Here is a 25,021-nt window from a genome sequence, read left to right on the forward strand (position 1 = left end):
ATTATAAGATCTGTGTTGCAATTAGGCAGTTTCTGCTTCCAGCGCCATTTGCTCGTCAACCAAAATACGGCCGCAGTGCTCGCAAACGATAATCTTTTTGCGTTGGCGAATGTCCGACTGGCGTTGAGGAGGGATCTGGTTAAAGCATCCTGAGCATGAGTCACGTTGAATAGTTACCACAGCTAAACCGTTTTTCGCGTTACCACGAAGACGGTTATAAGCGATCAATAAACGTTCTTCAATGTTTTTTGAAGCGTTATCGGCTTCAGCATTCAGTTCGTTTTCTTCCTTTTCAGTTTCAGAAGTGATGGTACCTAATTCTGCTTTCTTAGCATCAAGGTCTGCGCGACGGCCTTCAAGGTCAGCAAGCGCTTTTTCGTAGATCTGGGTTTTGGTTGTGATCTCATAACCATACTCTTTGATCTTCTTTTCGCTTACCTGTATGTCAAGGCCCTGTATTTCAATTTCTTTTGAAATAGCCTCATACTCGCGGTTATTTTTTACTTCGTTAAGCTGGGTTTCGTACTTTTTGATATTCGACTGCGCTTCCTTTATCAGGTTTTTGCGGGTTACGATATCATCTTCCAAATCATCCAGCTCACTTTTTATTTTCTGAATACGGGTTTCCAATCCTTCAACATCATCTTCCAGATCGGCAACTTCCATAGGAAGCTCGCCTCTTACCTGGCGTATCTTATCAATCTTGGTGTGGATGGTTTGTAGTTCGTATAAAGCTTTAAGCTTTTGTTCTACGGTTTGTTCCATTAAATAAAATATTTGACGGGGTTTGTATTAATTTCTGTTAAACGGACGGCAAAGTTAGTAAATTTTTTTCTAATTATTTCATACAATAGTTGTTGCGTAAATTGCTCACTCTCAAAATGTCCGATATCTGCAATCACTATCTTTCCTTCGGCATCAAAAAACTCATGATATTTATAGTCAGCGGTCACAAAAACATCAGCTCCGGCAGCAATTGCATGTTTCAATAAAAATCCACCGGCACCACCGCAAACTGCCACTCTTTTAACGCTTTTTCCGGTGAACGCAGTATGCCGGATCACTTGAGCCTGCATTTTTTCTTTTATTTCGAATAAAAACTCCCCTTCATCCATCACTTCATCTAACTCCCCGATCATTCCCGAGCCTACTTGCTGGTGCTGATTGGTCAGGCTATACAGGTCATAAGCTACTTCTTCGTAAGGGTGAGCAAGAAATAAAGCCATCAGCAGTTTACTTTCCAAATTAGCAGGGTAAACTGTCTCTATCCGCACCTCATTTTCATAGTGACGTGTGCCGGGCTCGCCAACATAAGGATTGGTATCTTCACCACCTTTAAATGTACCCGTGCCTTCGGCACTAAAACTACACTCGCTGTAATCACCAATATTACCTGCCCCTGCATGGAATAATGCATTGCGGACCTGTTCGGCTTTTTCTGTCGGCACGTAAGTAACCAATTTTTTAAGCAGACCATTTTTAGGATTTAGTATCCGGCAGTTTGTTAAACCCAGTGTTTCGCAGATGCGTTCATTCACCCCGTTCATCACATTATCCAGGTTAGTGTGGATGGCATAAATGGCAATGTGATTACGAATAGCTTTCTCTACCACGCGTTCCACGTATGTCTTCCCATTAAATTTCTTTAGCCCCCGAAAAACTATAGGATGATGCGAAATGATCACCTGGCAGCCTTTGGCAATAGCTTCATCAACCACCGCTTCGGTACAATCCAATGAGATCAATGCCTGATTTACCTCCTGTTCAGGATTGCCCACAATTAAACCGGAGTTATCATAATCTTCCTGGTAAGCCAGCGGAGCAAGACTTTCAAGATAGGTGGTAAGCAGTGACAATTTCATAATTGAGCACTAATTTCACGAATTGATACGGATTACACTAATATTCACTAATAAATTCGTGTAATTCGTGATTATTCCATTTGTGTAATTCGTGATTATTCGTCTTTCATCCAAACCACTTTCTGTTCTGATTCATGGGGCTTAGCAATAATACCACCATACAAATCCGGCCTACGGGCTTTTATATAACGGTATCCGCCTGCATCGGTTAGCTTATCCGGCGTTAGGGTAGCCATCACGATCTCATTATCAAAACTCCTGCATTCTGCAATAATATCCCCAAAAGGATCAAGTATCATGGAGCAACCATTCTTCACCTGGTCGTCATCCATGCCGATGGGGTTAGAGAACACCGCATAAATGGCATTATCATAAGCACGGGCAGGCAGCCATTTCATTAACCAGGCGCGGCCTTTTAACCCGTCAAATTCCTGTCTCAGTGTGGTCGGATCAAATTCCCGGTTCTTCCATAACTCAGGATCAACAAACCCAGCCCCGGGTCGGGTAGATGGGGTACACATGGTTACATGTGGCATAAATATAATATCGGCGCCCAAGAGCTTTACAGCACGCACATTCTCTATAATGTTATTGTCGTAACAGATAAGGATACTGCATTTCCAGCCAAAGAGATTAAAAATTACATATTTGTCGCCCGGTGTAAGATGTGGGTTGATGAACGGATGCAGTTTATGGTATTTAGCAACTAAGCCGTTTTTATCTACGCATACCTGTGTTTTGTACAGTTTATCATCAGCATCCTTTTCAAATAATCCCGCAAGGATAACTATATCCAACTCTTTTGCAATAGTTATCAGCTGCTTCACACTTGGGCCATCCGGAACAAACTCAGCTACATCAAGCATTTGTTGTTTAGACAAATGCCGGGCAAAGCTGTACCCGGTAACAGAACACTCATGAAAAGCGATAACCTGCGCACCATTCGTAGCAGCTTTTGCAGCAAGCTGGCGTATGATACCCAGGTTATACTCTTTATCGCCGCTGCGGTTCTCAAACTGGGCAGTGGCAATTTTTAAATTTTGCATGGTTAAATGTAAGTGGTTTTATTCACTTATTAGCTGCCCATTTTTGCTATCTGATGGCTATCAAATGCGGCTTTACGATTGAAATCCATAGCCAGGTCTTTATGATTTACCAGGTCAACAATGGTTCCGATAAAACAAAGTCCTGCAGTAAAAAAATACAAAATGCCCATACCTATCTGCCCAATTATAAACCTTTGCAAACCGGGCACAAATAACCCAACGATGCAAAAGATCAGCATGTCCTGTGGGCTTTTACGCTGGTTAGTGTAATTCATATAAAAATATTTTTGCTGATTTTCAGTCAGCTCGGCTGTAGCTTGTTGTATAAAGTTCAGCTCTTCAGGTGTTATACCTGCTAACCCCATATAAGGATTATTTTGAAAAGGTTCCATAGCGATTGTTTTAAGTTGAGTCAAAACTAATATAGAACTAAATTTATTGAAACACAAAATTGGCAGGTGATTGTGCCGGGTCGGTGAAATGCAGTTTCTTATCGGTAGCCAGAAAATGTATCGGGATGTATAACACGTTGTATAAACAATGTATATATCCTATATAGAATAATGCACAATGCAGGAATACCCAGCCAATGTGCATGAAATGAATTACGGATATTACCACGAAACAACCATGAAATAGAATGCCCCAAACCACAACCCGGGCACCAGGTAAAACCCATTGCCTTCAACGGGCAAAGGCTAAAATGAGCCGGGCCAGCAGGATTTGTAAAAGCCAGCGCAACCAGGGCTGCAACCCAGAAAACCAATTCGAAGTATTTTGAAAAAAGACGTTTAATCAACTTTTTTTGATTTGCTCATTAAAAGCAAAGTTACAGCAAGTGCCGATAAAACACCAATAAGCAGCGCAGCAAAAATACGACCTGAAAAATCTGACCAGTTAGCTTTTTCGCTGTTTGATATCCAGTTAATATAAATAATACCTATGAAAACGACGAAGATTCCGCCTACGATCAATATTTTAAAACCTTCTACCAGGCCTTCAAGAAAATTCATTTTACCATCCAAATCATTATCCCTGTAGCGTTTAACGCCATAATATAACCCTATTATAGGAATTAATATTGATACAAACTCAATTGCTGCAGGGTTATTATCGCTAAATTTTAAACCCATGCTAAGCATAATAAATAACCAAACTCCACTTAATATTCCGATGATCAGTCCGGGTAAGATTGCGCTTTTCATATTGTTGTGTTTAAAGGGTTCAATGCAACAGTTCAATCAAAGATATTTGACTAATTTGTGCAGGTTGATTAGGTGATTAAATGGTTGTATAAATATAAATGTTAAAAGTGTTATTTAAACTTATTTTTCAATATACTTAAAAAGTAATTTTAGGCGGACTTTGTTTTAATGTTTACTTGTTTTTAATGCGGGCTGTTGCCCATGCCATTAAAAACCACCTTTTTGCTATATTTGCGACAGTTTGAACATCCGTGATATTTTAGAGCGTTATAAGACTGATGAGCGGGTAAAAACGTTGGCACAAGCGCTCAACGTTGGTAAAGATCCCAGGGTTCAGTTACGAGGTTTAGTCGGTTCGGGAGATGCGGCTGTGGCGGTAGCATTGTATTTTTTGCAGCATCCGCACATGATATTCGTACTTCCAGACAGGGAAGAGGCCGCTTACTTCCAGGCTGATATTGAAAATCTGACCGGCAAAGAGGTTCTTCTTTTTCCATCCTCCTATCGCAAAGCATTTGAATTTACCCAGCCCGACAGCAGCAATGTCTTGGCGCGTGCCGAAGTATTGAATGAACTGAACCACTCGTCAGAATTTGGCCAGTTGATCGTTACCTATCCTGAGGCTTTGGCTGAAAAGGTGATAGACCGTGCTTCGCTTGCAAAAAATACGCTCGAGATCGCTGTAACTAATAAGCTAAGCATCGATTTCATCAACGAATTTTTGATAGAATATGATTTTGATCGGGTTGATTTTGTTTATGAACCTGGTCAGTTCTCTATTCGTGGTGGTATCGTCGACATATTTTCTTTCTCACATGACTTGCCTTACCGGGTAGAATTCTTTGGTGATTTTATTGAATCGATACGCACATTTGAGGTAGAAAGTCAGCTATCGGTTGAGCAGGTAAAAACGATCACCATCGTACCGAATGTTCAGTCTAAATTTTTAACAGAACATAATATTTCTCTGCTTGAATATGTTGATTCCGGTTCGCATGTCTGGATAAAGGATGTGCAGTTTACCCTCGATATTATCAAAAGCGGCCATAAAAAAGCGAATGAATTGTGGAGGGCACTATCATCCGAAGAAAAACAAAAAAACCCGGATTGGATAGACCCGAAATTTGGTTTTACTGATGAGAAATTAATCGCGGACCAGCTTCATGATTTCCCGGTGGTAGAATTTGGCAAGCAATTCTTTTATCAAAACGCTACTGAGATCAATTTTGATATGCGACCCCAGCCTTCATTCAATAAAGATTTCAGTCTGCTTATTCATAATTTTAAAAATAATGATGCCGAGGATATCGAAAATATTATCCTGACAGACTCGGCCCGGCAGGTAGAACGTTTATATGCCATTTTAGAAGATCTCGATAAGACCGTTAAATTTACCCCGATCAGCATTTCGATACGCGAAGGCTTTGTGGACCGTGAGCAAAAGCTGGCTTGCTATACCGATCACCAGATATTTGACCGTTACTATAAATACAAACTCAAAAAAGGCTACCAGCGCTCACAGGCCATCACGCTTAAGGAACTGCGCGAGTTGAAGCCAGGTGATTTTGTAACGCATATCGACCACGGCATCGGTAAATACGCAGGCCTGGAGAAAGTGGAAGTTAACGGCAAGATGCAGGAGATGATCCGGCTTATTTATGCTGACAATGACTTGCTGTATGTAAATATTAACTCGCTCAACCGCATTTCCAAATACAGTGGTAAGGAAGGTTCTGTTCCAAGAATGAACAAACTTGGTACCGATACCTGGGAGCGTTTAAAAAAAACCACAAAAAAAAAAGTTAAGGACATAGCCCGCGACCTGATCAAGCTTTATGCAGTACGTAAAGCTAAAGAGGGTAACGCCTTCTCGCCCGATAGCTATTTGCAAACCGAACTGGAAGCTTCATTTATTTATGAGGATACACCAGACCAGGAAAAAGCCACAGCCGATCTGAAAAAAGACATGGAGTCGCCGCACCCAATGGACAGGCTTATTTGCGGCGATGTAGGCTTTGGTAAAACAGAAGTGGCCATCCGCGCGGCGTTTAAGGCTGTTGCTGATAGCAAACAGGTGGCTATATTGGTGCCAACCACCATTCTTGCCGCCCAGCATTATAAAACCTTCTCCGACCGACTTAAGGGCTTTCCCTGTAACATTGATTATGTGAACCGGTTTAAATCGAGCAAGCAGATCAAGGATACGCTTGAAAAATTAAAGGATGGTAAAGTTGATATCATCATCGGCACACACCGCCTGGTAAGTAAGGACGTTAAGTTTAAGGACCTCGGCTTGATGATCATTGATGAGGAACAAAAATTCGGCGTATCAACCAAAGAGAAGCTAAAACAGATGCGTGCGAATGTGGATACGCTCACACTCACTGCGACACCGATACCGCGCACACTGCATTTTTCGCTAATGGGTGCACGCGATTTGTCTATTATATCCACCCCACCACCTAACCGCCAGCCAGTAGTTACGGAGTTGCATGTGTTTAATGACACCCTGATCAAAGAGGCTGTTGAACATGAAATAGACCGTGGCGGACAAATATTTTTTATCCATAACCGCGTAGCCGACCTGCCTCAATTAGGCGGACTGATCCATAAATTAGTACCCAAAGCACGAATTGGTATTGCTCACGGACAATTAGAAGGAGATGACCTGGAAGATGTGATGCTGAAATTTGTGAGCGGCGAATACGATGTGTTGGTGGCAACAACGATTATCGAGGCCGGTTTGGATATACCCAACGCCAATACCATCATCATCAACCATGCACACATGTTTGGTTTGAGCGACCTGCACCAGATGCGTGGCCGCGTGGGCCGGAGTAATAAAAAGGCTTATTGTTATTTGTTGAGCCCACCCCTGTCCACCCTTACACCTGAAGCACGCAAACGTTTGAGTGCTATAGAAGAGTTCTCTGACCTTGGCAGTGGCTTTAACGTAGCTATGCGCGATCTTGATATCCGTGGAAGCGGTAACCTGCTGGGAGCTGAACAAAGCGGATTTATAGCCGAGATAGGATTCGAGATGTACCATAAAATATTGGATGAAGCTATACAGGAATTAAAGGAAGACGAATTTAAAGGCGTTTTCCCTGATGATAAACCGCGGCCTTATATTTCATTTACACAGATAGATACGGATATGGAAATACTCATCCCGGATGAGTACGTGACCAGCATTGCCGAGCGTTATAATCTTTATACCGAACTTTCAAAGCTCGAAAATGAGGTTGAGCTGCAAGCTTTTGAGCAACAACTTTACGACCGCTTCGGTCCTATCCCTTCTCAGGTAAAAGATATGCTGAATACCGTCCGCCTGCAATGGCTCGGCAAGGCAATTGGCTTTGAAAAGATTTCATTAAAGAAGAATGTTTTGCGGGGTTATTTTATTGGCAGTCAACAATCTCCTTATTTTGAAAGCGGCGCCTTCAAACAGGTATTGATGTATGTACAGGGAAATCCCCGTCGTACTAATCTGAAGGAAGTGAAAAATACGCTGCGTTTAAGTATTGATGGAATCAATAGTATCAATGAGGCGGTTGATCTGCTTAGTGAGATTGCAGAGCCGGTAGGGGTTTAATGTTATACAACCTCTATTCCTTTAATGCGATCAGATCACCAACAGATTTCGCAACCAGTATCAAATTCTTCTCCGTATTAGTCATCGCTTCGGCCATTTCCACAGGTTCATTATTGATAGATAACAATACATCAAAGTATCGTTTCAATTCAGCATCTTGTTCCAAAGGGATTTTCCCGGCCAGACCTATCACGGGGATGTTTTTGTTCTTGGCTTTCAAAGCAACACCATAAGGGCCTTTTCCCTGCAAGGTTTGATTGTCGATACTGCCCTCGCCGGTTATAACCAGGTTGCTTCGCTCTAATGCTTCATCAAAATTAGTGAGCGATAAAAAATAGTCGATCCCATTTACCAGCTTTGCATTTAGCCAGGTGTATAAGCCGGCTGTGGCCCCTCCTGCGGTGCCGCCATGTTTGATATCGGCCATATCAATACCTGTTTGCGCTAAGGATATTGCCGCAAACTTCTTAAGAAAAGTCTCCAGTACCTGCACATCGTCTGCTGAAGCCCCTTTTTGCGGACCAAAAACGCTTGCTGCCCCCTCTGGTCCCAAAAGCTTATTATGCACATCGCACAGGATAATTATTTCACAATCCAAAATTCTTGGATCGAGTTTGGAGTTGTCTATCCTGGCAAGATTGACTAGTCCTTCCGGTGTTGCCAGTAAATTCTCTCCATCAGCATCCAAAAAGGCAATCCCCAATGCCCTCAATATGCCGCAGCCGCCATCGACCGTAGCAGAACCACCCATTGCTATGATGATCTTACTAACACCATTATCCAGTGCCGATTTGATCAGTTCGCCGGTGCCGAAAGAAGATGCTTTCAGTGGATTTAATTCATCTTTATTTAACAATCGCAAACCCGAAGCATCCGCCATTTCAATAACAGCAGTTTTGCCGTTTTCGATCAAGCCGAAGGATGACTTTATTTTTCTCCCAAGCGGATCATGAACTTCTTTTTCTATTGCGCGCCCATTGCATTTTTCAATGATCAAACCTCCCGTGCCATCGCCTCCGTCAGCAATCGGGAAACGTTCTGTAGTGCATTCTAATTTGCTCAATTTTAACCCCTGCTCAATAGCCTCTGCTACCTTTGTGGCAGCAAGGCTGTTCTTAAAAGCATTTGGAGCGATCAGGATATGCATTGTTATAATATTTTTGATAAAATATAGACCATCATCAGCGTAGTAATGCCCATGAAAATGGTGGCAACCGAATATACTTTTAGCATGGTTTTCATTTCCAGTCCCGAAAATTTTGCGATCACCCAAAAATAAGCATCATTTGCGTGTGATATCATCATTGATCCTGCCCCCATAGCTAACACGCAAAGTAGTTTTCCTGTTTCAGTGCCTAAACCCAAAGCGGGCAATAAAGGAAGAACAAGCGAAGATGCAGTTATAATAGCGACGGTAGATGAACCCTGCGCCGTTTTTAAAACCGATGTCAGCAAAAAAGGAAAGAAGATACCCATGCTGCCCAAGGCTACTGACTGACTAAAATGATCCCCTATTTTAGCGGCCGTTAAAATAGCCCCAAAGGCACCACCCATTCCTATGATCACCAATATCCCGCCGGCTTTTTCCACCGAATCCTGCAAAATTTTACTGAGCTCACTTTTACTCCATCCACGTTTACAATTCAATGCCAATAACACACCGATTAGTAAGGCAATAACGGGATCGCCTAAAGAAAACAATACGGATACCCATCCCGGATAACCGGCTATACCTTTATTCAAAAAAGATTTGATCGCAATTAGTATTATCGGTACAAAAACTGGTAGGCATGCTTTGATTAATGACGGTCCGCCATTGCTCTCGGCCTCTATATCATCTTCTATTATCTTATCGGGTGATTTGCGTCCGGCATAGTTTGCCCATAAATTACCGACGATCATGGCGGGTATTGCGACTATGGTACCGATCAATATCAATTTCCCAAAATCAACTCCTATAGTCGCGGCAGCAGCAGAAGCACCAGGATGCGGAGGCACCATGCAATGAATAGCCAATAAACCCGTAGCAAGCGAAACCGACATAGTAGCTATTGAAATACCTGTACGTTTTGCCATCGATCGGTTTAAACCACTCAATACAATATATCCCGAATCGCAAAATATGGGCAGACCTACAATAAAGCCTGTAATGCTCATGGCCAATGGCGCATATTTTTTGCCCAGCTTTTTTAACAGGAAAGATGCCATTACGGAAGTACTGCCTGTATACTCCAGCAGTAAACCTAAGGTAGTCCCAAATACAATGATGAGGCCTATGTTTTTTAAGATGTTTCCGAAGCCATCCTTTACAGTACCAATCACATCGGTTAAAGGCAGCCTTATACCTAAACCAACCACTAAACACGCCAGGAACAACGAGAAGAACGCCGGAACTTTATACCGCGTTGAAAGAATAACAATAAGGGCAATGCTGACTACTAATAAGGCGAGGATATAGGTTAAAGAATTGGTCATTGGTTAATTGGTGAACCTGCTACCGCAAATTACAAAACTTAATCAACTAATATAACCCAATCAAATTTAACTCACCTTCTTATATATTCCCTTCAAATTCCGGCCCAGCTCTTTGTAGTCCAGCCCGTAGCCTACCACAAATTCATTTTCTATTTCGAAGCCGATATATTTTAGCTCCGGAACAGCGCTTTCCAAAGCTTTGGGTTTTAAGAGCAGGGTACAAACCGTAATGGAAGCCGGTTCGCGGACTTTCAATTTGTCAATCAGGTAATGGATAGTGTTACCTGTATCTACAATATCTTCAACAAGGATAATATCGCGGCCTTTGATGTTGATGGTCAGGTCGAAATCATCCCTGATCTTGCGGGTTGTTGATGTGCCGCCATAGTAAGAAGCCAGCTTGGTGAAGGTCACTTCAACCGGTATTTCGATATTTTTTATCAGGTCAGCAGTGAACAAAAAACTGCCGTTCAGCACACCCACCAGTACGGGAGTGCGGTCTTTATAGTCTGCATTGATCTGTTTGGCTATCTCTGTCGTTCTCTTATCTATCGCTTCCGCCCCGATCAATGGCTCGAAGTATAAGTCGGCTATATTGGTTTTCACGTGTTAAATGTAAAAATTATCCGTCAAAATCAACCGTAAACCGCAATTCTTTTAAAAGGATGATTTTGGGGTTAGATTTATAACTGGTCAAATCGGTTTTGGCTAAGATGAAGAATGTGGCGGCGGATCTACGGGTTATATGTATAAAAATGATTGCGGTGGATTGACTTTAAAATCCTCTTTTAGACAAAGTGGTTTATTATATTTTATGAACTTTTTAATCTTTATAGCATAACCACTTACTTTTTCAGAAAAATATTGATAGAAGTAATCCTCACTTATACCTGAAAAATCTTTGGTATCATCCCATAGTTTATTAAGATCATCATTTAATATAAAATCAATTTCAAATTCACCAATAACTTTTTGCATAGGAGATGATGCATATACTAAAACTGTTTTTATTTGTTGATTTTTGAAGATAGATCGGCGGTATTCATATTTTTTAGTTCCATCAAAAATTTTATTCGCATATTCTGGTTTAATCGATAATAAAACTCGCATTTGTGTCAGTTAATTTTATAATTGTTTTAAATTGTTCTGTCGTTATTTGTTTAAAGCCACGTGGGACATCTTCAATACTAGCTATCACATCGTTTTCGATTAAAGTTTTCAAATTACTTCTTTTAGGAAATGAATAAACATAAAGCATCGAAACTATAAAAGGCTTACTTGTTGAACTATACCGCCATTGATTTCTAAGACTCTTTTCAGAATATACACTTCTTTTTTTGCAAATGTTTACAAAATCGTCTTCATCTTTGAAATTCTGAATCACTTCTTCGGCAATGCAAATCGTACTTATTACCCCCTTATATATTCCACCAGTCCTATAAAATACTAATGTATCTCCTTTGTGAATATTCCTCTCCCACGACCTAGAAACATATACCTTAATAATAGCATTACGATGTGGTTCATTTTCTATAAAATCTAATGGTGACTCTGTTCTCAAAATAGAATCCGGGAATAAGTCTGTATGATATTCAGGATAAATAGGCACCAAAAAAATCTTATTATTCGTGGATAAATATGGATATGTTAATCTCGGATTTTTTATATCAAATTTTCTCTCAAAGTTCCGAACATATACACATTCGTCATTTTCTTTTTGCCCCCAGTATTGGAAACCCCAAATTTCCAGAAGTTCTATAAGTCTTAATTGCTCATCTCTTTTATTAAAAATTGTTAGGTAAATTTCCTCAACCTTGTTAGCCAATGCATTATCAAAGATTATTTTTAAAAACCTTTCACCGATTCTAAACCCATTACCGACCACTTTGAAAGTTCCAACTTTCAACCTTTTCTTAGGTTTGAATATTGGTTCAATATCAGAGTACACTTCATTTTCATCTTCTCTTTTTAAAAAAAGAAATGAAAGTAAATGGCCATTGTCTTTATTAATAGTTATATACGCTTTGTCATTAAACTTTTTATTAAACCATCTTTCAAACCCAACATAATCTTCTTTTAAAGAATCAAAAAACGGATCATTCAAATTTATATTAGCAAATAATTGTTGCCGAACGCTTAATACCTTGTAGTCAACTAATTCAGGATATTCAGCGGTTACTTTTTCTAAAAATGAATTGATTTTGAATACCTTATCTTGGATACCAAGTTCATTAGCTTTAAAATGAATTTTTTTATCTTCAGAAATGAGTAAATCTACCCGTTCGCAATACACTTCATTTAAAAGAATACTATCATTGAAATCATTTGGATAGACGTCATATTTTTGGGATATCACTGCTACCTCATTGGTCATTGGAGCGGTCGTTTGCAGGACTTCATAACTATCCAATTTTATTGTAAAGCTCTCTACAATTACTTTATTAGGATTTTTACTAATTTCTTGTAAGGTAATAGGGTGTATACACTTTTGAAAATGTGCTTTATCCAACCATTTAAAGAGAATACCAATATCTTGATTTACGACTCTACTAGCCTCACGATGAATAACAATGTTAGTATCTAAAAGAGCCTTCATTATTTTACAAAATTTACTATACTGGCACCTAATTGCCTAATATATGGCCATGAAAAATAAAGTATTGATATTAATAATATCGCAGATGCAAAATATACCTCACCAGGCAGTTCAATTAATATTTTAAAAAAAGCCGTGTCGGGTTTGGGAGATGATCGATACGAAGCAATGAAGAAAAGCATTCCACAAAAAATATTCAATAATATCGCCAAAGTGAATTGAGCCTTTCCTATCCGCTCTTTAGAGTACATTGAAAAGAAAGAATAGGAATTTGATGATTGTTTAGTTGCATTGGTCTTTTTATTAAAAACTACAACTAATTCATCTTTTTTAAACATATCATCTCCTAAATATCTACGGAAAGATTCATATTCTAATGTGCGGACGCTTTTAAGTGATGCATTATCCAAAAAAACAAAATCGTATTTATTCGGTAGAATATTAAAGCAAAAGCAACTTTTAATATTGCATAATTCTTTTTCTCTCTTATCTAACAAAAGTTGGTCTGGCATATTCCTTCTTTCGTTAACCTTGAAATCATAAATTATAGTAGTCTTTGTGATTCCTTTCTTTCTAGTTGAGATAAAATGATTATTGGGTTTGATTAAAAAGCGACAATAAATATTAGGGCTATTTTCTGAAATAGAATTGTAATGTTTAAGGTCTATTTCCATATTAACCCACGCTTCCTCCGAGTTTTTAAATTCAATAGGTAACAAGCATAATTTTTCGCGTTCAACAAAACTATGAATTATACCAAAGTTATTATTTCCACCATCTAATGAATGTGTATCAGTTACTGAATCATTGAAAATAAATTTACTGTTTGATGTGTCTTTAAGATTTTTATAAAGATCCCTTACTTCATATTGTGGAGTATACCAAGGGATGTATAAAAACAAAGTAATATGATTGTCTATATTAAATGCTGAGTCGGCGGATATTTCAAAACCAAATTCAATCATTGGTTTATCATTCATAAACTCCCAGCTACAAATATGAAATCTCTCGATGCTTATCTTTTTGCCTTGACAAGAATATAGGTAATAGGAATTTTCCACATGTGATTAAGTAAGGTTTAGTAATATCTTAGAAGTCAATCAAAAATAATAATTTTAATATCAATAAGTATAAAATCAATAATTTAAACCAATAGCAGAAAACAACACCCCGAACTACTCTAAACAAAACCCCACCCCCAATTGCTTTTACCTTACGATTATACTTTCCGATACTAAAAAGCATATATTCGTCCCTCATGATTGATTACCAGGTCCATACCTTATCTAACGGCATACGTATTTTACTTAAACACTCTACATCGGCTATAACACATTGCTGTTTTGTGGTGAATGCAGGTTCGCGCGATGAACCGGATAATAAAGAGGGCCTGGCGCATTTTATTGAACATCTGCTTTTTAAGGAAACCGAAACGCGCAGCACCAACCAAATACTGAACCGCCTGGAACTTGTGGGCGCCGATCTGAATGCCTATACCACCAAAGAATATACCTGTATTCACGCCTCCTTGCTAAAGCAGCATTTGGAGCGCACAGTCGACCTGTTCCAGGATATCTTATTCCATTCCACTTTTCCGCGGGAAGAACTGGAAAAAGAGCGCGGTGTGATACTGGACGAGATCGCATCGTACCTCGATCAGCCCGAAGAAGCTATCCAGGATGATTTTGAGGAGTTGTTGTTTAAAGGCCATCCGCTTGGTAAAAATATATTGGGTACTCCCGAAACAGTTGGCGCTATGGATAAGGCGGACATAAAACATTTCATGGAGGCAAATTATAATACCTCTGAAATGGTCTTTGCCGTTTTTGGTGATCATGATTTTAAAAAGCTGGTTAAACTGGCCGAGAAATATTTTGGCGTTATTCCCGCTAATCATTCAAAAAAGACTCGCCTCAAACCCCACGATAGCAAAGGCGAAAAGCTAAGTATAGAAAGGCCCATTACCCAAACGCATTGCATCATTGGCAACCGGGCTTATCCTGCGGAACATCATCATAAAACTGGACTGTTATTATTGAATAATTTGCTCGGCGGCATGGGCATGAGCAACCGCCTTAACCTGGAGATACGTGAAAAATACGGTATTGCCTATACTATTGAATCAAACTATACCCCGCTGACGGATACCGGCATATTTAGCATCTACTTCGGCACCGATGTCGAAAAGGCCGAAAAAGCACTACGACTCGTACACAAAGAATTAAAAAAATTACGTGACCAAAAACTGGGGAGCCTGCAAATGCAACAGGCCAAACAGAAGTTTATTGGTCAGATCGCGCTAGCAGAAGAGAACCGTATGGGATTGATCATTTCGATGGCAAAAAGCCTGCTGGATTTTGATCATGTGGATACGCTGGACCAAATATTTGAGAAGATCAATGCCTGCACTGCAGAACAGTTGCTGGAAATAAGCAACGAGGTTTTTGATGATAGCATGACTACTCTGATGTTTGTTCCGAAAGAATAACCACCGCGTCAACTCACCCCGACATTGCTGTGCCTGTCGACCCGCTCTTCGCTGCGCGGAAAGAGGGCAAAAAACGAACCCTGTTTCCGGCTGCCGGAGGGTGGGTGGTCGAGCATGGCGAAGACCGGGTGAGTCAACTCTTATTAATTTGCTGATCTTGATCTTTTTAAGGTAAAATTGTCAGGCTCCCCATTTTCCATTAAAATTTTAAACCTTATTTTTGTATGATGAAAATGCCCATAATAGCTTACGGAGATCCTGTTTTAAGAAAAAAAGCAACTGCCATTGAGCCCGACGAATATCCCAACATTAAACAATTGATTGAGGATATGTTCGAGACCATGTACGGTGCCCGGGGCGTGGGTCTGGCTGCTCCGCAGGTGGGTATTTCTATGCGCTTATTTGTTGTTGATGCTACTCCTTTTGATGAGGATGAGCCTGAATTAAAGGATTTTAAAAAGTGCTTTATCAACGCGCAGATACTAGAGGAAACCGGTGAAGAATGGGCTTTTAATGAAGGCTGCCTGAGCATACCTGATATCCGCGAAGATGTATCGCGCAAGCCAGTTATCAAAATATCCTACTACGACGAGGACTGGAAGCACCATGAAGAGACCTTTAAAGGTATGGCTGCCCGCATTATCCAGCACGAGTACGACCACATCGAAGGCAAGCTATTCACCGATAAGCTTAGCCCATTACGCAAGCGTCTGATCGAAAAGAAACTAAACGAAATCTCTAAAGGTATCGTTGATGTGGACTATAAAATGAAATTTCCTGCTGCAAAGAAAGGACGTTGATTTAGAGTCAGGATTTGAGAATCAGGAATCAAGACAATTTGGATTGTCCGGAGATTCTTTTGAGACAATCCTGATTCATGAATCTTTACTCTTGATTCTAACCTAATTCCCGCTGCTTGACGTTGCTGCGCGGCTTTTATCACCGTCAGAAATTTCTTTGATCAGGCTGCCCCATGCAAATGGATTCAGCAATGGGTTGGGTGTCAGCGAATGCTGGTTCATGATGGTGGTATTCTCGTTCTGCGCCCAGTAAGATTGTATTTCTTGTCCGTCACGCGCTAAACTATTACCGGTTGCCCTGTTTGTTGCACGTTCCAGGTTCTTTCTTGCTATCTCCAGATCGTCATCAGCCAATTTCATGGATAAGAAATCTTTCCTGAATTCATCCGTAGTAGCCCAAGGGAATACACGAAAAGTTGGCAAATTGATGATCTGTGGTTTTATTCCAATGCGGGTGGTATAGCTCTTATTGGTATTGGCCGGGATAACCATTTTTACAGGTGCATAGCCAATACTTGTAAAAAGTAAAGTATCCTGCTCATGCGCTACAAAAGAAAAATAACCCCTGTAGTCGCTCACAAAAACCTGGTTGTGATAAGAAGAATTGGTAATAGTTACATAAGGCACAATTACCTTTACACTGTCGGAGTTAAATACCACACCCGAAAACTGTACTAATGGCTTTTCCTGCTGCTGGGCATAAGCGCCGGCAGTAATGAACAATAATAATATGCCGAAAAGATATTTCACTTAATGATTGGCTTTTTCTATTTATACCTGACTTTCTTGAAATGGTTTCAAAAATCCAGACAAAAATAACTGATTGTTATAACATTTAATGCAATTTAACAATAGTTAACAATTATCTCAAATTCTCGGGAAGTACCGCGTTGGGGTCGTCTATATCGGTTAGATTGATGGCTTCCACGCCTGTGATCTCAGGAACAGCCTTTTTTATCGCTTCTTCAATGCCCGCTTTCAGGGTCATGATACTCATCGGGCATGATCCGCATGAGCCAAGTAACTTTAATTTTACAATTTTATCCGGAGTGATCTCATCAACCGATACATTCCCGCCATCAGTTTCCAAATACGGACGAATCGTATTTAAAGCTGCTTCCACCTGATCTAATAAAGTCATTTTAACTAAATTATTTATAACGTAAAGTTACTAATTATTTACCAAATTTTTGTTGTTCGCATTGGCATTGCTAATAGCCACCTGCTGAGCCACCCGTTTTGCCATGTCGATAAAGGCTTTGCTCATAGGGTTCTGCTCGTCCAGTATTACAGGTTTTCCGGCATCGCCCGAGTCGCTGATACTTTTAAACAAAGGTATTTCACCCAAAAAAGGAACCTCAAGCTGGTCTGCCAGTTTTTTACCTCCACCCTGTCCAAAAATATAATACTTGTTCTCCGGCAGTTCAGCAGGAGTAAAATACGACATATTTTCTACTATCCCCAGCAAAGGCACATTAATGGCAGGCATCAAAAACATACCAATACCTTTTTTGGCATCTGAAAGTGCTACATTCTGTGGAGTGGTTACAATAACCGCACCGGTAACAGGGAAAGTTTGTGTTACGGTAATGTGTATATCGCCTGTTCCTGGCGGTAGGTCAACTACAAGATAATCCAATTCGCCCCAATCGGCATCGTTAAATAATTGTTTTACAGCGGTAGATACCATTGGCCCACGCCATGGCACAGGTTGATTAGGATCTGTAAAGAAACCGATGGATAATAACTTAATTCCGTATTTTTCAATCGGTTCAATGCGGGTTTTGCCATCCACCTGGCTGGCCTTTGGTCTCACCCCTTCCAAGCCGAACATCATTGGTAATGACGGACCATAAATATCTGCGTCGATCAGCCCAACTTTAGCTCCTGCTTGTGCAAGACCCAACGCCAGGTTAACCGCTACGGTTGATTTACCTACACCACCCTTACCTGATGCTACTGCAATAATATTTTTAACACCAGGTACACCCGTATTCTTTTGAGTAGTAACATGCGAGGTCATATTGATACTCACTTCAATATCCTTGCTGATAAAATAGCTGATCGCATTGCGACACGCATTTTCGATCATAGCCTTTAAAGGGCATGCCGGAGTGGTCAAAATAACTGAAAAACTTAAACGATTGCCTTCTATCCTGATATCCTGTATCATGTTAAGGGTAACCAGGTCTTTTTTCAGATCGGGTTCCTCAACATTACCCAGGGCTTGCAAAACTTGTTCTTTGGTGATGGTCATAATATGAATACAAACTTAATAAAAACAGGGGGTTAATAATGTCATTTGAATGATAAAATGAGGGCTGTAGGAATCTTAGGCTTAAGGGTTTTACCTTCAGGCTTGTAAAATAAAACTTACAAAACCCACATAGAAACATTTTCGTATTCCCTGCGTTTGTAACGCATAAGATTTAGTTTAGTTTTGGATAAAATTATTTGATGCATCGTCTTAATCCCAAATATATCCGCATAGCCGGAATTGTTATTATTTCATTGATTATATTGTTTTTAATAGGCGGATATATTGCCTATACCAAACGTGAGGCTCTGCTTCAAAAAGCGATAACGAGGGCTAAAGAAAAAGCAAAAAAAGATTATAATTTAAACGTAAACATCGGTTCAGCGCGCTTTACCGGGCTTAGTACAGTCTCTCTTTCGGATATTACGGTTGTGCCCGATCAGCGCGATAGTTTACTGAGCATAAAGAAATTTGAAATCAGCATAAAGATCATCCCGCTCATTTTCGGAAATATTAAATTGGCCGACGTGGTATTAGACAATGGCCACCTAAACCTAACTGATATCAAAGGCGTAAAAAATTTCGATTTCCTGTTTAAAAAGAAAAAGGATACTACGGAGAAAAAGGAACGGGCCGATCTTTCGGTACTAGCTAATAACTTGATTAAACAGGTATTGTATAAGATACCTGACGACCTTGACCTGAAGAACTTTCTCATCACTTTTAAAAATGACAGTTCTGGAATAAAATTACTTGCCCAAACCGCAATTATAAAGGGCGGAAAACTGAGTTCGACAATAAAAGTGGACGACGGCGTGGCAACCTGGCATTTTGCGGGTAAAATGCATCCGTCAGACAAAGACATTGATGTAAGTTTATATGCTGATGGTAAGAAGGTAGAGATACCTATGATTGAAAAAAGATATCACCTTAAAGTTAATTTCGATACGGTTAACACCCGGCTCCAAAGGGTTGAGAATAGTGATGGTGTTACTAGAATATATGGCTCCTGGTCGGTACGTAATTTATTGATAAATCATCCGGGCTTGTCGTCGAGTGATATTGTTGTGCCTAACGGGTCTATTGATGCTAACGTATTTGTTGGCAAAAATTATGTTTCGCTGGATAGTTCATCTATGGTTCATCTTAAAAAGATCGCTATCAAACCCTATTTAAAGTACCAGCTATACCCGGTAAAAATTTATACAGTTAAGGTAAATACCGACTGGCTCAACGCTCAGGATGTGTTTGACTCATTCCCTGATGGCTTATTTGATTCATTTACCGGAATACAGGTAACAGGCAAGTTAAAATATCACCTGCATGTATTTTTAGATTCTTCAAATCCCGACCAGGTACAGTTTGAATCAGCATTGGCAAAAGATAATCTGAACATTGTTAAATATGGCAAAACCGATCTTGACAAATTAAATAAGGTATTTGTTTATACGCCGTATGAGAAAGGCAAACCGATGCCAGCACGTATCATCGGTCCTCAAAATCCGTATTTTACACCATTGGAGGATATTTCAATCAATGCGCGCAATGCCATAATGACATCTGAAGACCCTTCGTTTTATAGCAACCATGGGTTTGTAGAAGAGTCCATCAGGAAATCAATCGCCACCGACTTTAAAGAAAAGAAGTTCAAGCGCGGCGGAAGTACCATTTCTATGCAGCTTATTAAAAATGCTTTCCTGAGCAGGGAAAAAACCCTGGCACGTAAAGTAGAAGAAATATTGATCGTGTGGATGATCGAGAACAACAATGTGATGTCGAAAAACAGGATGCTGGAGGTATATTTTAATATTGTTGAATGGGGACGTAATATTTATGGCATCGGCGAAGCATCCCATTATTATTTCGGTAAATCACCTTCAGAACTTACACTGGGCGAAAGTATATACTTAGCAAGTATTCTTCCACATCCAAAAACGGGACTGTATTCCTTTTTGCCTGATGGTAGTTTGCGGCCAAGCTTGACGGGCTATTTTAACCTCATAGGTAAAATGATGGCGATCAAGGGCTGGACCCAGCCCGACAGCTCTGGGTATGGTTATTATTCCGTTCGGTTGAAAGAAAGTCTGAGACAAGAGATCGCACCTGTACCCGCTGCTGTTGCTGATAGCCTGATGAAACAAAATAATGATGATGACGAGGATAACGCGACTTTACTAGCGCCCACCGTTCCTGAGAAAAAGCCAAATTTTTTTCAGCGTTTATTTGGTAAAAAAGATACCACGGCCAAAAAGCACGAAGAACTAGAGGTGGATACCGTAGGCAAAACCAAAAAACAAATACGCCAGGAAAAGCGTGCGCTCAAAAAACAGGAAAAAGAGCGCGAAAAAGAACTTCGTGACAAAGGGCTGATGTAGCGTTTACCCTGACATGACCAAATTAAATGTTTAAACATCTATTTTTGTATAAACATTTAAAATTATGTCACTCATAGATAAATTAAACTGGCGCTACGCTACTAAGAAATTCGATCATACTAAAAAATTGAGCCCTGCTCAACTGGATGAGTTATTGAAAGCGGTGCATTTGTCACCCTCATCTGCGGGCTTGCAATCATACAAGGTAATTGTTGTTGAGGATCACGCCACCAGGGAAAAATTGCGCGAGGCAGCTAACGGACAATCACAGATCACTGACGCCTCACAGTTAATCATATTAGCTTCAGAAACTAATCTAGACGAGGCTTATGTGAAAAACTATATTGACCATGTTGCCAAAACACGCCAGATCGGTCGTGAAAACCTGGAAGGCTTTGAGCAAATGATCAATAGCAACGTAAGCAAGCTTACTGAAGAACAAAAACTAAACTGGTCAAACAAACAAGCTTATATTGCATTGGGTGTATTGTTAACCTCAGCGGCCGAATTAGGTATTGACGCCTGCCCTATGGAGGGGTTCAACGCTGCTAAATTCGATGAGATCCTGGGATTAAAAGAAAAGGGATTGTCTACCACCGTGATTGCCACTATAGGTTTCCGCTCAGAAGATGACGGATACAGCAAACTTGCTAAAGTGCGCAAACCTGAAGAAGAAATGTTTATCCATATATAATTCAGAAATTGAACTGACTGAAAAAGCCTCCTTTACGGTGGCTTTTTTGTTGGTATGCGTATAGCTACTCTTTCATTCTAAGTCCAAACGGAATTATCGCCATTCTTAATTAAGAAAACTTAGTTACAGGCTTGCAATTTCACAACATAAATCTTACTTTCGAATAATATCTATAAAATCTACAGATTTAATATATATTACGATGAAAACTTCACCAAATACACATTCTACCCCCGACCAGCCCAAATCAGGTCGCCCGGAAAAAGAAAGGTGCCTTGAAGAATTGATCACCGCATTACTGAGCTGTCACGAAAACTATAATGCATTATCTATGATCACGCAAAGCGGTGAAGGTAAAGCAACTTGCAAGCGCTATGCTGATGAACGTACGAATTATGCGTACACATTGTATAGCAGCCTGGGCTCATACAATCAAATCTTTGTGGATGAAACGGGCACTGTCAGAGGCTTTGTTAACCCGGTATGGAGTAATGTGGAAAACGCTATTGTCATAGAAGCTGTCGATATTTTTCCTGCTGTCATCACAAGTGAACTTGAAGCCATAAAGAAATACGATACTTATTTACGAAATCATATTCCCATTATTCCGCATTTAAGGTTACTGACTAGCCAAAAAAATTCAATTAAGCAAACTGTAAAATACCTCTCTGAATCAATTAATTTATGTTGATATCCTACACATCACATGTTATCAAAAAAAACTAAATATGCAATTAAAGCACTTGTTCTCTTAGGTAAAAATAAGCCTGATTCACCTATGCATATTGCAGAAATTGCAGAAAGAGAAAATATCCCGAAAAAATATCTTGAAAGCATACTCGGCGAATTGCGAAATGCCGGTTTATTATATAGCAGAAAAAGAAGCGGAGGAGGCTATGTTTTGGGCAAACCGCCAGAGGAGATTCTGCTGGGTTCATGTGCTTAGGCTTACAGACGGTCCGATAGCGATGGTATCCTGTGCAAGCCTGAACTATTATCATAAATGTGATGAATGCCTTGATGAAGCAACTTGTGGTATAAAGCAAACTTTTATTGGCATACGCGATGCCAGTTTGAAAATTTTAACCGAAAAAAGTATCGCCGATCTGATCAAAAAAGACGGAGCATTGGAAAGGGACTTATTATTTCAGGCATCTGAGGTTGGACCTGTATAAAAACCATAACCGGGAAAAGCTGGTCAAGTATGTTCAATTTATTCAATTAATAGTCTTCCCGGCATCTTTTGCATCCGGCACTTTATAGGTTGATCTGCCATATTCCCCGGAAAATTCCAGGTGTTTTAAAAACGAAAAAAAGAACATAGCAAGGCTCCCGCCAAATCTTGGGTTGATCTCGAATATATAAGGTTTTCCGTCAATCTCCTTATAATTAAAACAACAAAGGCCTTCAAAATCTACAGCCGCCAGCATGCTTGCGAAAAGTTCCTTGTGAGGGCATCTTCCTAATTTATTGCAAACAAATTTGTCTCTCCCTTTCACATAAGTTGGAGTCGAAAAAATATAGATTACATTTAATGCATATACTACCCTGCCGTTTTTAAATAATAAGTGAGTTGCGTATTCTTTTGGGCCCGGTACAATTTCCTGACAAAAGTAATCCGGGTCGTTAATCTCATTTTTATGTTTTTCTGCATTTTCCTCAGAGTCAATTACATAGCAGTCCTTGCCCATGTGCGCAATTTTTTTCTTCACCATGAAAGGTATTTTCAGATTTTTCCCCACCGTCGGCATATCTTTTGCAAATCCTTTTTGAGCCAAAGTGGTGTAAAACAAATATTTGTCGTCACATATATCCATCGATTCATTGGTGGGAATAGGAATAGGATTTCTAACAGCTAGTTCAGGGTGCAGATTGATACGCCGGATGTCATTTAAACTTAGTGGGACCACGAGATCTTTGTTTTCGAGTTTTTCATAGGTGAATTCATCAAAGCTGATGGTGTGCTTTAGTAAGCGAAAACTTTTTTTAATATCTTCTTCGCGTTCATTATTTAATGAAAACAATATGTTAACCTTTTTTCCTGAAAAAAGCGCTATTACAGTTTCATATGCGAAATACACAAATTTGTTTATGCGTGCTTCCCATCGAAGCAGCGTATGCCTGATAGCGTTATGGGTGCCGGACATGATTGTTTATAATTTACTGGAAGCGCAATTGTGTAAAGTTGTTTAAACGGTCAGGTTGTTTATATACTAAAATAGTATATAAATACCAAAGTTTAGAATATTTATATTTTTTATGTAACAAACATGTTATAAACTTTGGAAAGCCAATGAATTGAGACATCTGGCAAAGCCCTTTGCCGGATTAGACTTTCCTTTGGCGACAAGCGATCCGATACAAGCGAACCAAATGGTTTGCCAGGGAAATATTGTGTAAACGCGTTTCTCAGAATGTAAGAACTGCTTAGCCAGGTATTCGACAGGACGGTTTATAGTTGCTTAATGAATCAACCCGCGGTTAGTGATGATGACTGATCGCACGCCAGATTATCCAAATGAGCAGGACGGCGATGACCAGCAAAGCTTCGTAAATTGCCTTTATTTATGGTAAGGCCAATTGTCTCTTTATAGACTGGAACCCGGTATTATTAAATAGCAGACGAGGATTTACGAATAAAGAGTTTCGCGTCTAACACATGGTTTTTTTTAACCGTATGATGATTCTTATTCTCCAGTTCATCAAATAAAAGCGTAGCAGCCTTTATGCCCATTTCGTAGGCGGGTTGTGTAATTGTTGATAGTGCAGGGCATAACAACGGTGCAATAGCCAGGCTCGAAAAACTGATTACTTTTAAATCCTTTGGGATGGAAATATTCAAATCATTGCAGACATAATAGGTTGCAATAGCCAAACGCTCTACCGAACTGAATATGCCATCTGGCTTAATTTCTTCGAGCACATTTTTGATGATGGAATAATTTATTTTTTCCTCCTGGCTGCAATCGATCACCAATTCATCGTTAAAAGGCATCCCATGTTTCGCCAGCGCGTCGACATAACCCTGTCCACGCACTTTACCGATGGATATACTTTTATTAACCACCAGGTAGGCTATCCTTTTGCAACCCTGTTCTATCAAGTGTTCTGTTGCGCCAAAGCTGCTCTCATAGTCATTAGTAGTAACTTTTGATACATCAATATCCTCATATACACGGTCAAAAAACACAACGGGTACATTCTTTTGACCTAATTTTCTTAAATAATTGTGATCATTCGCCTCACCTGATACCGACATGATGATGCCATCAGCTTTCCCGTTGTTCAGGTAATTTACAAAGGATACTTCTTTTTCAAAAATATCATCAGTACGGTAAAGCAGAATATAAAATCCTTTTTTACGCGCTACCTCCTCTATCCCATTAATAGCCTGGGCAAAAAATTCGTTAACTATCTCAGGGACTATTACTGCAATTGTCTTGCTCTTTTTATCTCTTAAATTACTGGCATAATGATTAGGCAAAAAATTGTGCTCTTTGGCATATGCCAATATTCTTTCCCTGGTGTCTTTATTAATATCGGAGCTTCCGTTAAATGCCCTTGAAACCGTAGAGGTAGACACCTTAAGCTTCTTAGCCAGTATTTTAAGATTAATATTATCCATTAA

25 protein-coding genes are annotated in these 25,021 nt (G+C 39.8%); 8 read left to right on the forward strand and 17 right to left on the reverse strand.

Annotation, left to right across the window (positions count from 1 at the left end; genetic code table 11):
- Positions 1-21: 21 nt before the first annotated feature.
- The 6 genes from ACPPVU_RS00685 to ACPPVU_RS00710 all read right to left on the reverse strand — a co-directional run bounded on the left by ACPPVU_RS00685 (position 22) and on the right by ACPPVU_RS00710 (position 4,113).
- Positions 22-765, reverse strand: a complete 744-nt coding sequence (locus ACPPVU_RS00685; protein WP_426669763.1) for a zinc ribbon domain-containing protein — start codon at positions 763-765, stop codon at positions 22-24.
- On the reverse strand, positions 765-1,862 hold the full coding sequence (locus tag ACPPVU_RS00690; protein ID WP_426669764.1) for a Nif3-like dinuclear metal center hexameric protein: 1,098 nt from the start codon (positions 1,860-1,862) through the stop codon (positions 765-767). Before ACPPVU_RS00690 ends, ACPPVU_RS00685 begins: the two co-directional genes overlap by 1 nt.
- Positions 1,863-1,957: 95 nt before the next feature.
- The gene (locus ACPPVU_RS00695; protein WP_426669765.1) at positions 1,958-2,908 is read right to left on the reverse strand and encodes a nitrilase family protein; all 951 of its coding nucleotides are present in this window, start codon (positions 2,906-2,908) and stop codon (positions 1,958-1,960) included.
- 29 nt (positions 2,909-2,937) lie between these two features.
- Positions 2,938-3,300 (reverse strand): TM2 domain-containing protein, encoded by a 363-nt coding sequence (locus ACPPVU_RS00700; protein WP_426669766.1) that lies wholly within the window; start codon positions 3,298-3,300, stop codon positions 2,938-2,940.
- 98 nt (positions 3,301-3,398) lie between these two features.
- Complete coding sequence (locus ACPPVU_RS00705; protein ID WP_426669767.1) at positions 3,399-3,707, reverse strand: DUF2752 domain-containing protein; 309 nt, start codon at positions 3,705-3,707, stop codon at positions 3,399-3,401.
- On the reverse strand, positions 3,700-4,113 hold the full coding sequence (locus tag ACPPVU_RS00710) for a DUF4199 domain-containing protein (protein WP_426669768.1): 414 nt from the start codon (positions 4,111-4,113) through the stop codon (positions 3,700-3,702). Before ACPPVU_RS00710 ends, ACPPVU_RS00705 begins: the two co-directional genes overlap by 8 nt.
- A gap of 241 nt (positions 4,114-4,354) precedes the next feature.
- On the opposite strand from ACPPVU_RS00710, the gene mfd reads away from it, so the two are divergent.
- Complete coding sequence (gene mfd, locus ACPPVU_RS00715; protein WP_426669769.1) at positions 4,355-7,708, forward strand: transcription-repair coupling factor; 3,354 nt, start codon at positions 4,355-4,357, stop codon at positions 7,706-7,708.
- Positions 7,709-7,721: 13 nt separating this feature from the next.
- Here mfd and ACPPVU_RS00720 read toward each other — a convergent pair whose 3' ends face one another.
- The 6 genes from ACPPVU_RS00720 to ACPPVU_RS00745 all read right to left on the reverse strand — a co-directional run bounded on the left by ACPPVU_RS00720 (position 7,722) and on the right by ACPPVU_RS00745 (position 13,759).
- Complete coding sequence (locus ACPPVU_RS00720; RefSeq protein ID WP_426669770.1) at positions 7,722-8,855, reverse strand: glycerate kinase; 1,134 nt, start codon at positions 8,853-8,855, stop codon at positions 7,722-7,724.
- A 2-nt stretch (positions 8,856-8,857) separates the two neighbouring features.
- A complete protein-coding gene (locus ACPPVU_RS00725; protein WP_426669771.1) occupies positions 8,858-10,183 on the reverse strand; it encodes a GntP family permease in 1,326 nt (441 codons plus the stop codon).
- A gap of 66 nt (positions 10,184-10,249) precedes the next feature.
- Positions 10,250-10,789 carry a hypoxanthine phosphoribosyltransferase gene (gene hpt / locus ACPPVU_RS00730; RefSeq protein ID WP_426669772.1) on the reverse strand — a complete coding sequence of 180 codons (540 nt, stop codon included), beginning with the start codon at positions 10,787-10,789 and terminating at the stop codon, positions 10,250-10,252.
- Positions 10,790-10,924: 135 nt separating this feature from the next.
- Positions 10,925-11,293 (reverse strand): ASCH domain-containing protein, encoded by a 369-nt coding sequence (locus ACPPVU_RS00735; RefSeq protein ID WP_426669773.1) that lies wholly within the window; start codon positions 11,291-11,293, stop codon positions 10,925-10,927.
- On the reverse strand, positions 11,271-12,779 hold the full coding sequence (locus ACPPVU_RS00740) for a PIN domain-containing protein (RefSeq protein ID WP_426669774.1): 1,509 nt from the start codon (positions 12,777-12,779) through the stop codon (positions 11,271-11,273). The genes ACPPVU_RS00735 and ACPPVU_RS00740 overlap by 23 nt, the downstream gene beginning before the upstream one ends.
- Entirely contained in the window at positions 12,779-13,759 is a 981-nt protein-coding gene (locus ACPPVU_RS00745; RefSeq protein WP_426669775.1) for a hypothetical protein, read from the reverse strand. Before ACPPVU_RS00745 ends, ACPPVU_RS00740 begins: the two co-directional genes overlap by 1 nt.
- Before the next feature lie 281 nt (positions 13,760-14,040).
- Here ACPPVU_RS00745 and ACPPVU_RS00750 point away from each other — a divergent pair, with 281 nt between their 5' ends.
- Both ACPPVU_RS00750 and def read left to right on the forward strand, forming a co-directional pair.
- Entirely contained in the window at positions 14,041-15,267 is a 1,227-nt protein-coding gene (locus tag ACPPVU_RS00750) for a M16 family metallopeptidase (RefSeq protein WP_426672233.1), read from the forward strand.
- Positions 15,268-15,494: 227 nt separating this feature from the next.
- On the forward strand, positions 15,495-16,067 hold the full coding sequence (gene def / locus ACPPVU_RS00755; RefSeq protein WP_426672234.1) for a peptide deformylase: 573 nt from the start codon (positions 15,495-15,497) through the stop codon (positions 16,065-16,067).
- A gap of 102 nt (positions 16,068-16,169) precedes the next feature.
- Here def and ACPPVU_RS00760 read toward each other — a convergent pair whose 3' ends face one another.
- The 3 genes from ACPPVU_RS00760 to ACPPVU_RS00770 all read right to left on the reverse strand — a co-directional run bounded on the left by ACPPVU_RS00760 (position 16,170) and on the right by ACPPVU_RS00770 (position 18,324).
- Positions 16,170-16,817: a hypothetical protein gene (locus ACPPVU_RS00760; protein ID WP_426669776.1), complete on the reverse strand. Its 648-nt coding sequence runs from the start codon at positions 16,815-16,817 to the stop codon at positions 16,170-16,172.
- A 112-nt stretch (positions 16,818-16,929) separates the two neighbouring features.
- Positions 16,930-17,208 carry a NifU family protein gene (locus ACPPVU_RS00765; protein WP_426669777.1) on the reverse strand — a complete coding sequence of 93 codons (279 nt, stop codon included), beginning with the start codon at positions 17,206-17,208 and terminating at the stop codon, positions 16,930-16,932.
- Between the two features lie 30 nt (positions 17,209-17,238).
- The gene (locus ACPPVU_RS00770; protein ID WP_426669778.1) at positions 17,239-18,324 is read right to left on the reverse strand and encodes an Mrp/NBP35 family ATP-binding protein; all 1,086 of its coding nucleotides are present in this window, start codon (positions 18,322-18,324) and stop codon (positions 17,239-17,241) included.
- Positions 18,325-18,524: 200 nt separating this feature from the next.
- Here ACPPVU_RS00770 and ACPPVU_RS00775 point away from each other — a divergent pair, with 200 nt between their 5' ends.
- The 5 genes from ACPPVU_RS00775 (at position 18,525) to ACPPVU_RS00795 (ending at position 22,568) form a co-directional block, all read left to right on the forward strand.
- On the forward strand, positions 18,525-20,699 hold the full coding sequence (locus ACPPVU_RS00775) for a transglycosylase domain-containing protein (RefSeq protein ID WP_426669779.1): 2,175 nt from the start codon (positions 18,525-18,527) through the stop codon (positions 20,697-20,699).
- A gap of 64 nt (positions 20,700-20,763) precedes the next feature.
- The gene (locus ACPPVU_RS00780; protein ID WP_426669780.1) at positions 20,764-21,393 is read left to right on the forward strand and encodes an NAD(P)H-dependent oxidoreductase; all 630 of its coding nucleotides are present in this window, start codon (positions 20,764-20,766) and stop codon (positions 21,391-21,393) included.
- A 202-nt stretch (positions 21,394-21,595) separates the two neighbouring features.
- Positions 21,596-22,084, forward strand: coding sequence for a hypothetical protein (locus tag ACPPVU_RS00785; protein ID WP_426669781.1), 489 nt, complete (start codon positions 21,596-21,598; stop codon positions 22,082-22,084).
- Positions 22,085-22,099: 15 nt separating this feature from the next.
- On the forward strand, positions 22,100-22,339 hold the full coding sequence (locus ACPPVU_RS00790; RefSeq protein WP_426669782.1) for an RrF2 family transcriptional regulator: 240 nt from the start codon (positions 22,100-22,102) through the stop codon (positions 22,337-22,339).
- Positions 22,332-22,568, forward strand: a complete 237-nt coding sequence (locus tag ACPPVU_RS00795; protein ID WP_426669783.1) for a hypothetical protein — start codon at positions 22,332-22,334, stop codon at positions 22,566-22,568. The genes ACPPVU_RS00790 and ACPPVU_RS00795 overlap by 8 nt, the downstream gene beginning before the upstream one ends.
- Before the next feature lie 42 nt (positions 22,569-22,610).
- On the opposite strand, the gene ACPPVU_RS00800 is transcribed toward ACPPVU_RS00795, so the two are convergent.
- Together ACPPVU_RS00800 and ACPPVU_RS00805 are read right to left on the reverse strand one after the other, a co-directional pair.
- Complete coding sequence (locus ACPPVU_RS00800; protein ID WP_426669784.1) at positions 22,611-23,540, reverse strand: hypothetical protein; 930 nt, start codon at positions 23,538-23,540, stop codon at positions 22,611-22,613.
- Positions 23,541-24,004: 464 nt separating this feature from the next.
- The gene (locus ACPPVU_RS00805; protein ID WP_426669785.1) at positions 24,005-25,018 is read right to left on the reverse strand and encodes a LacI family DNA-binding transcriptional regulator; all 1,014 of its coding nucleotides are present in this window, start codon (positions 25,016-25,018) and stop codon (positions 24,005-24,007) included.
- Positions 25,019-25,021: the final 3 nt, after the last annotated feature.

This window comes from Mucilaginibacter sp. McL0603, from assembly GCF_049992945.1.
In the GTDB taxonomy this organism is placed as follows: Bacteria; Bacteroidota; Bacteroidia; order Sphingobacteriales; family Sphingobacteriaceae; genus Mucilaginibacter.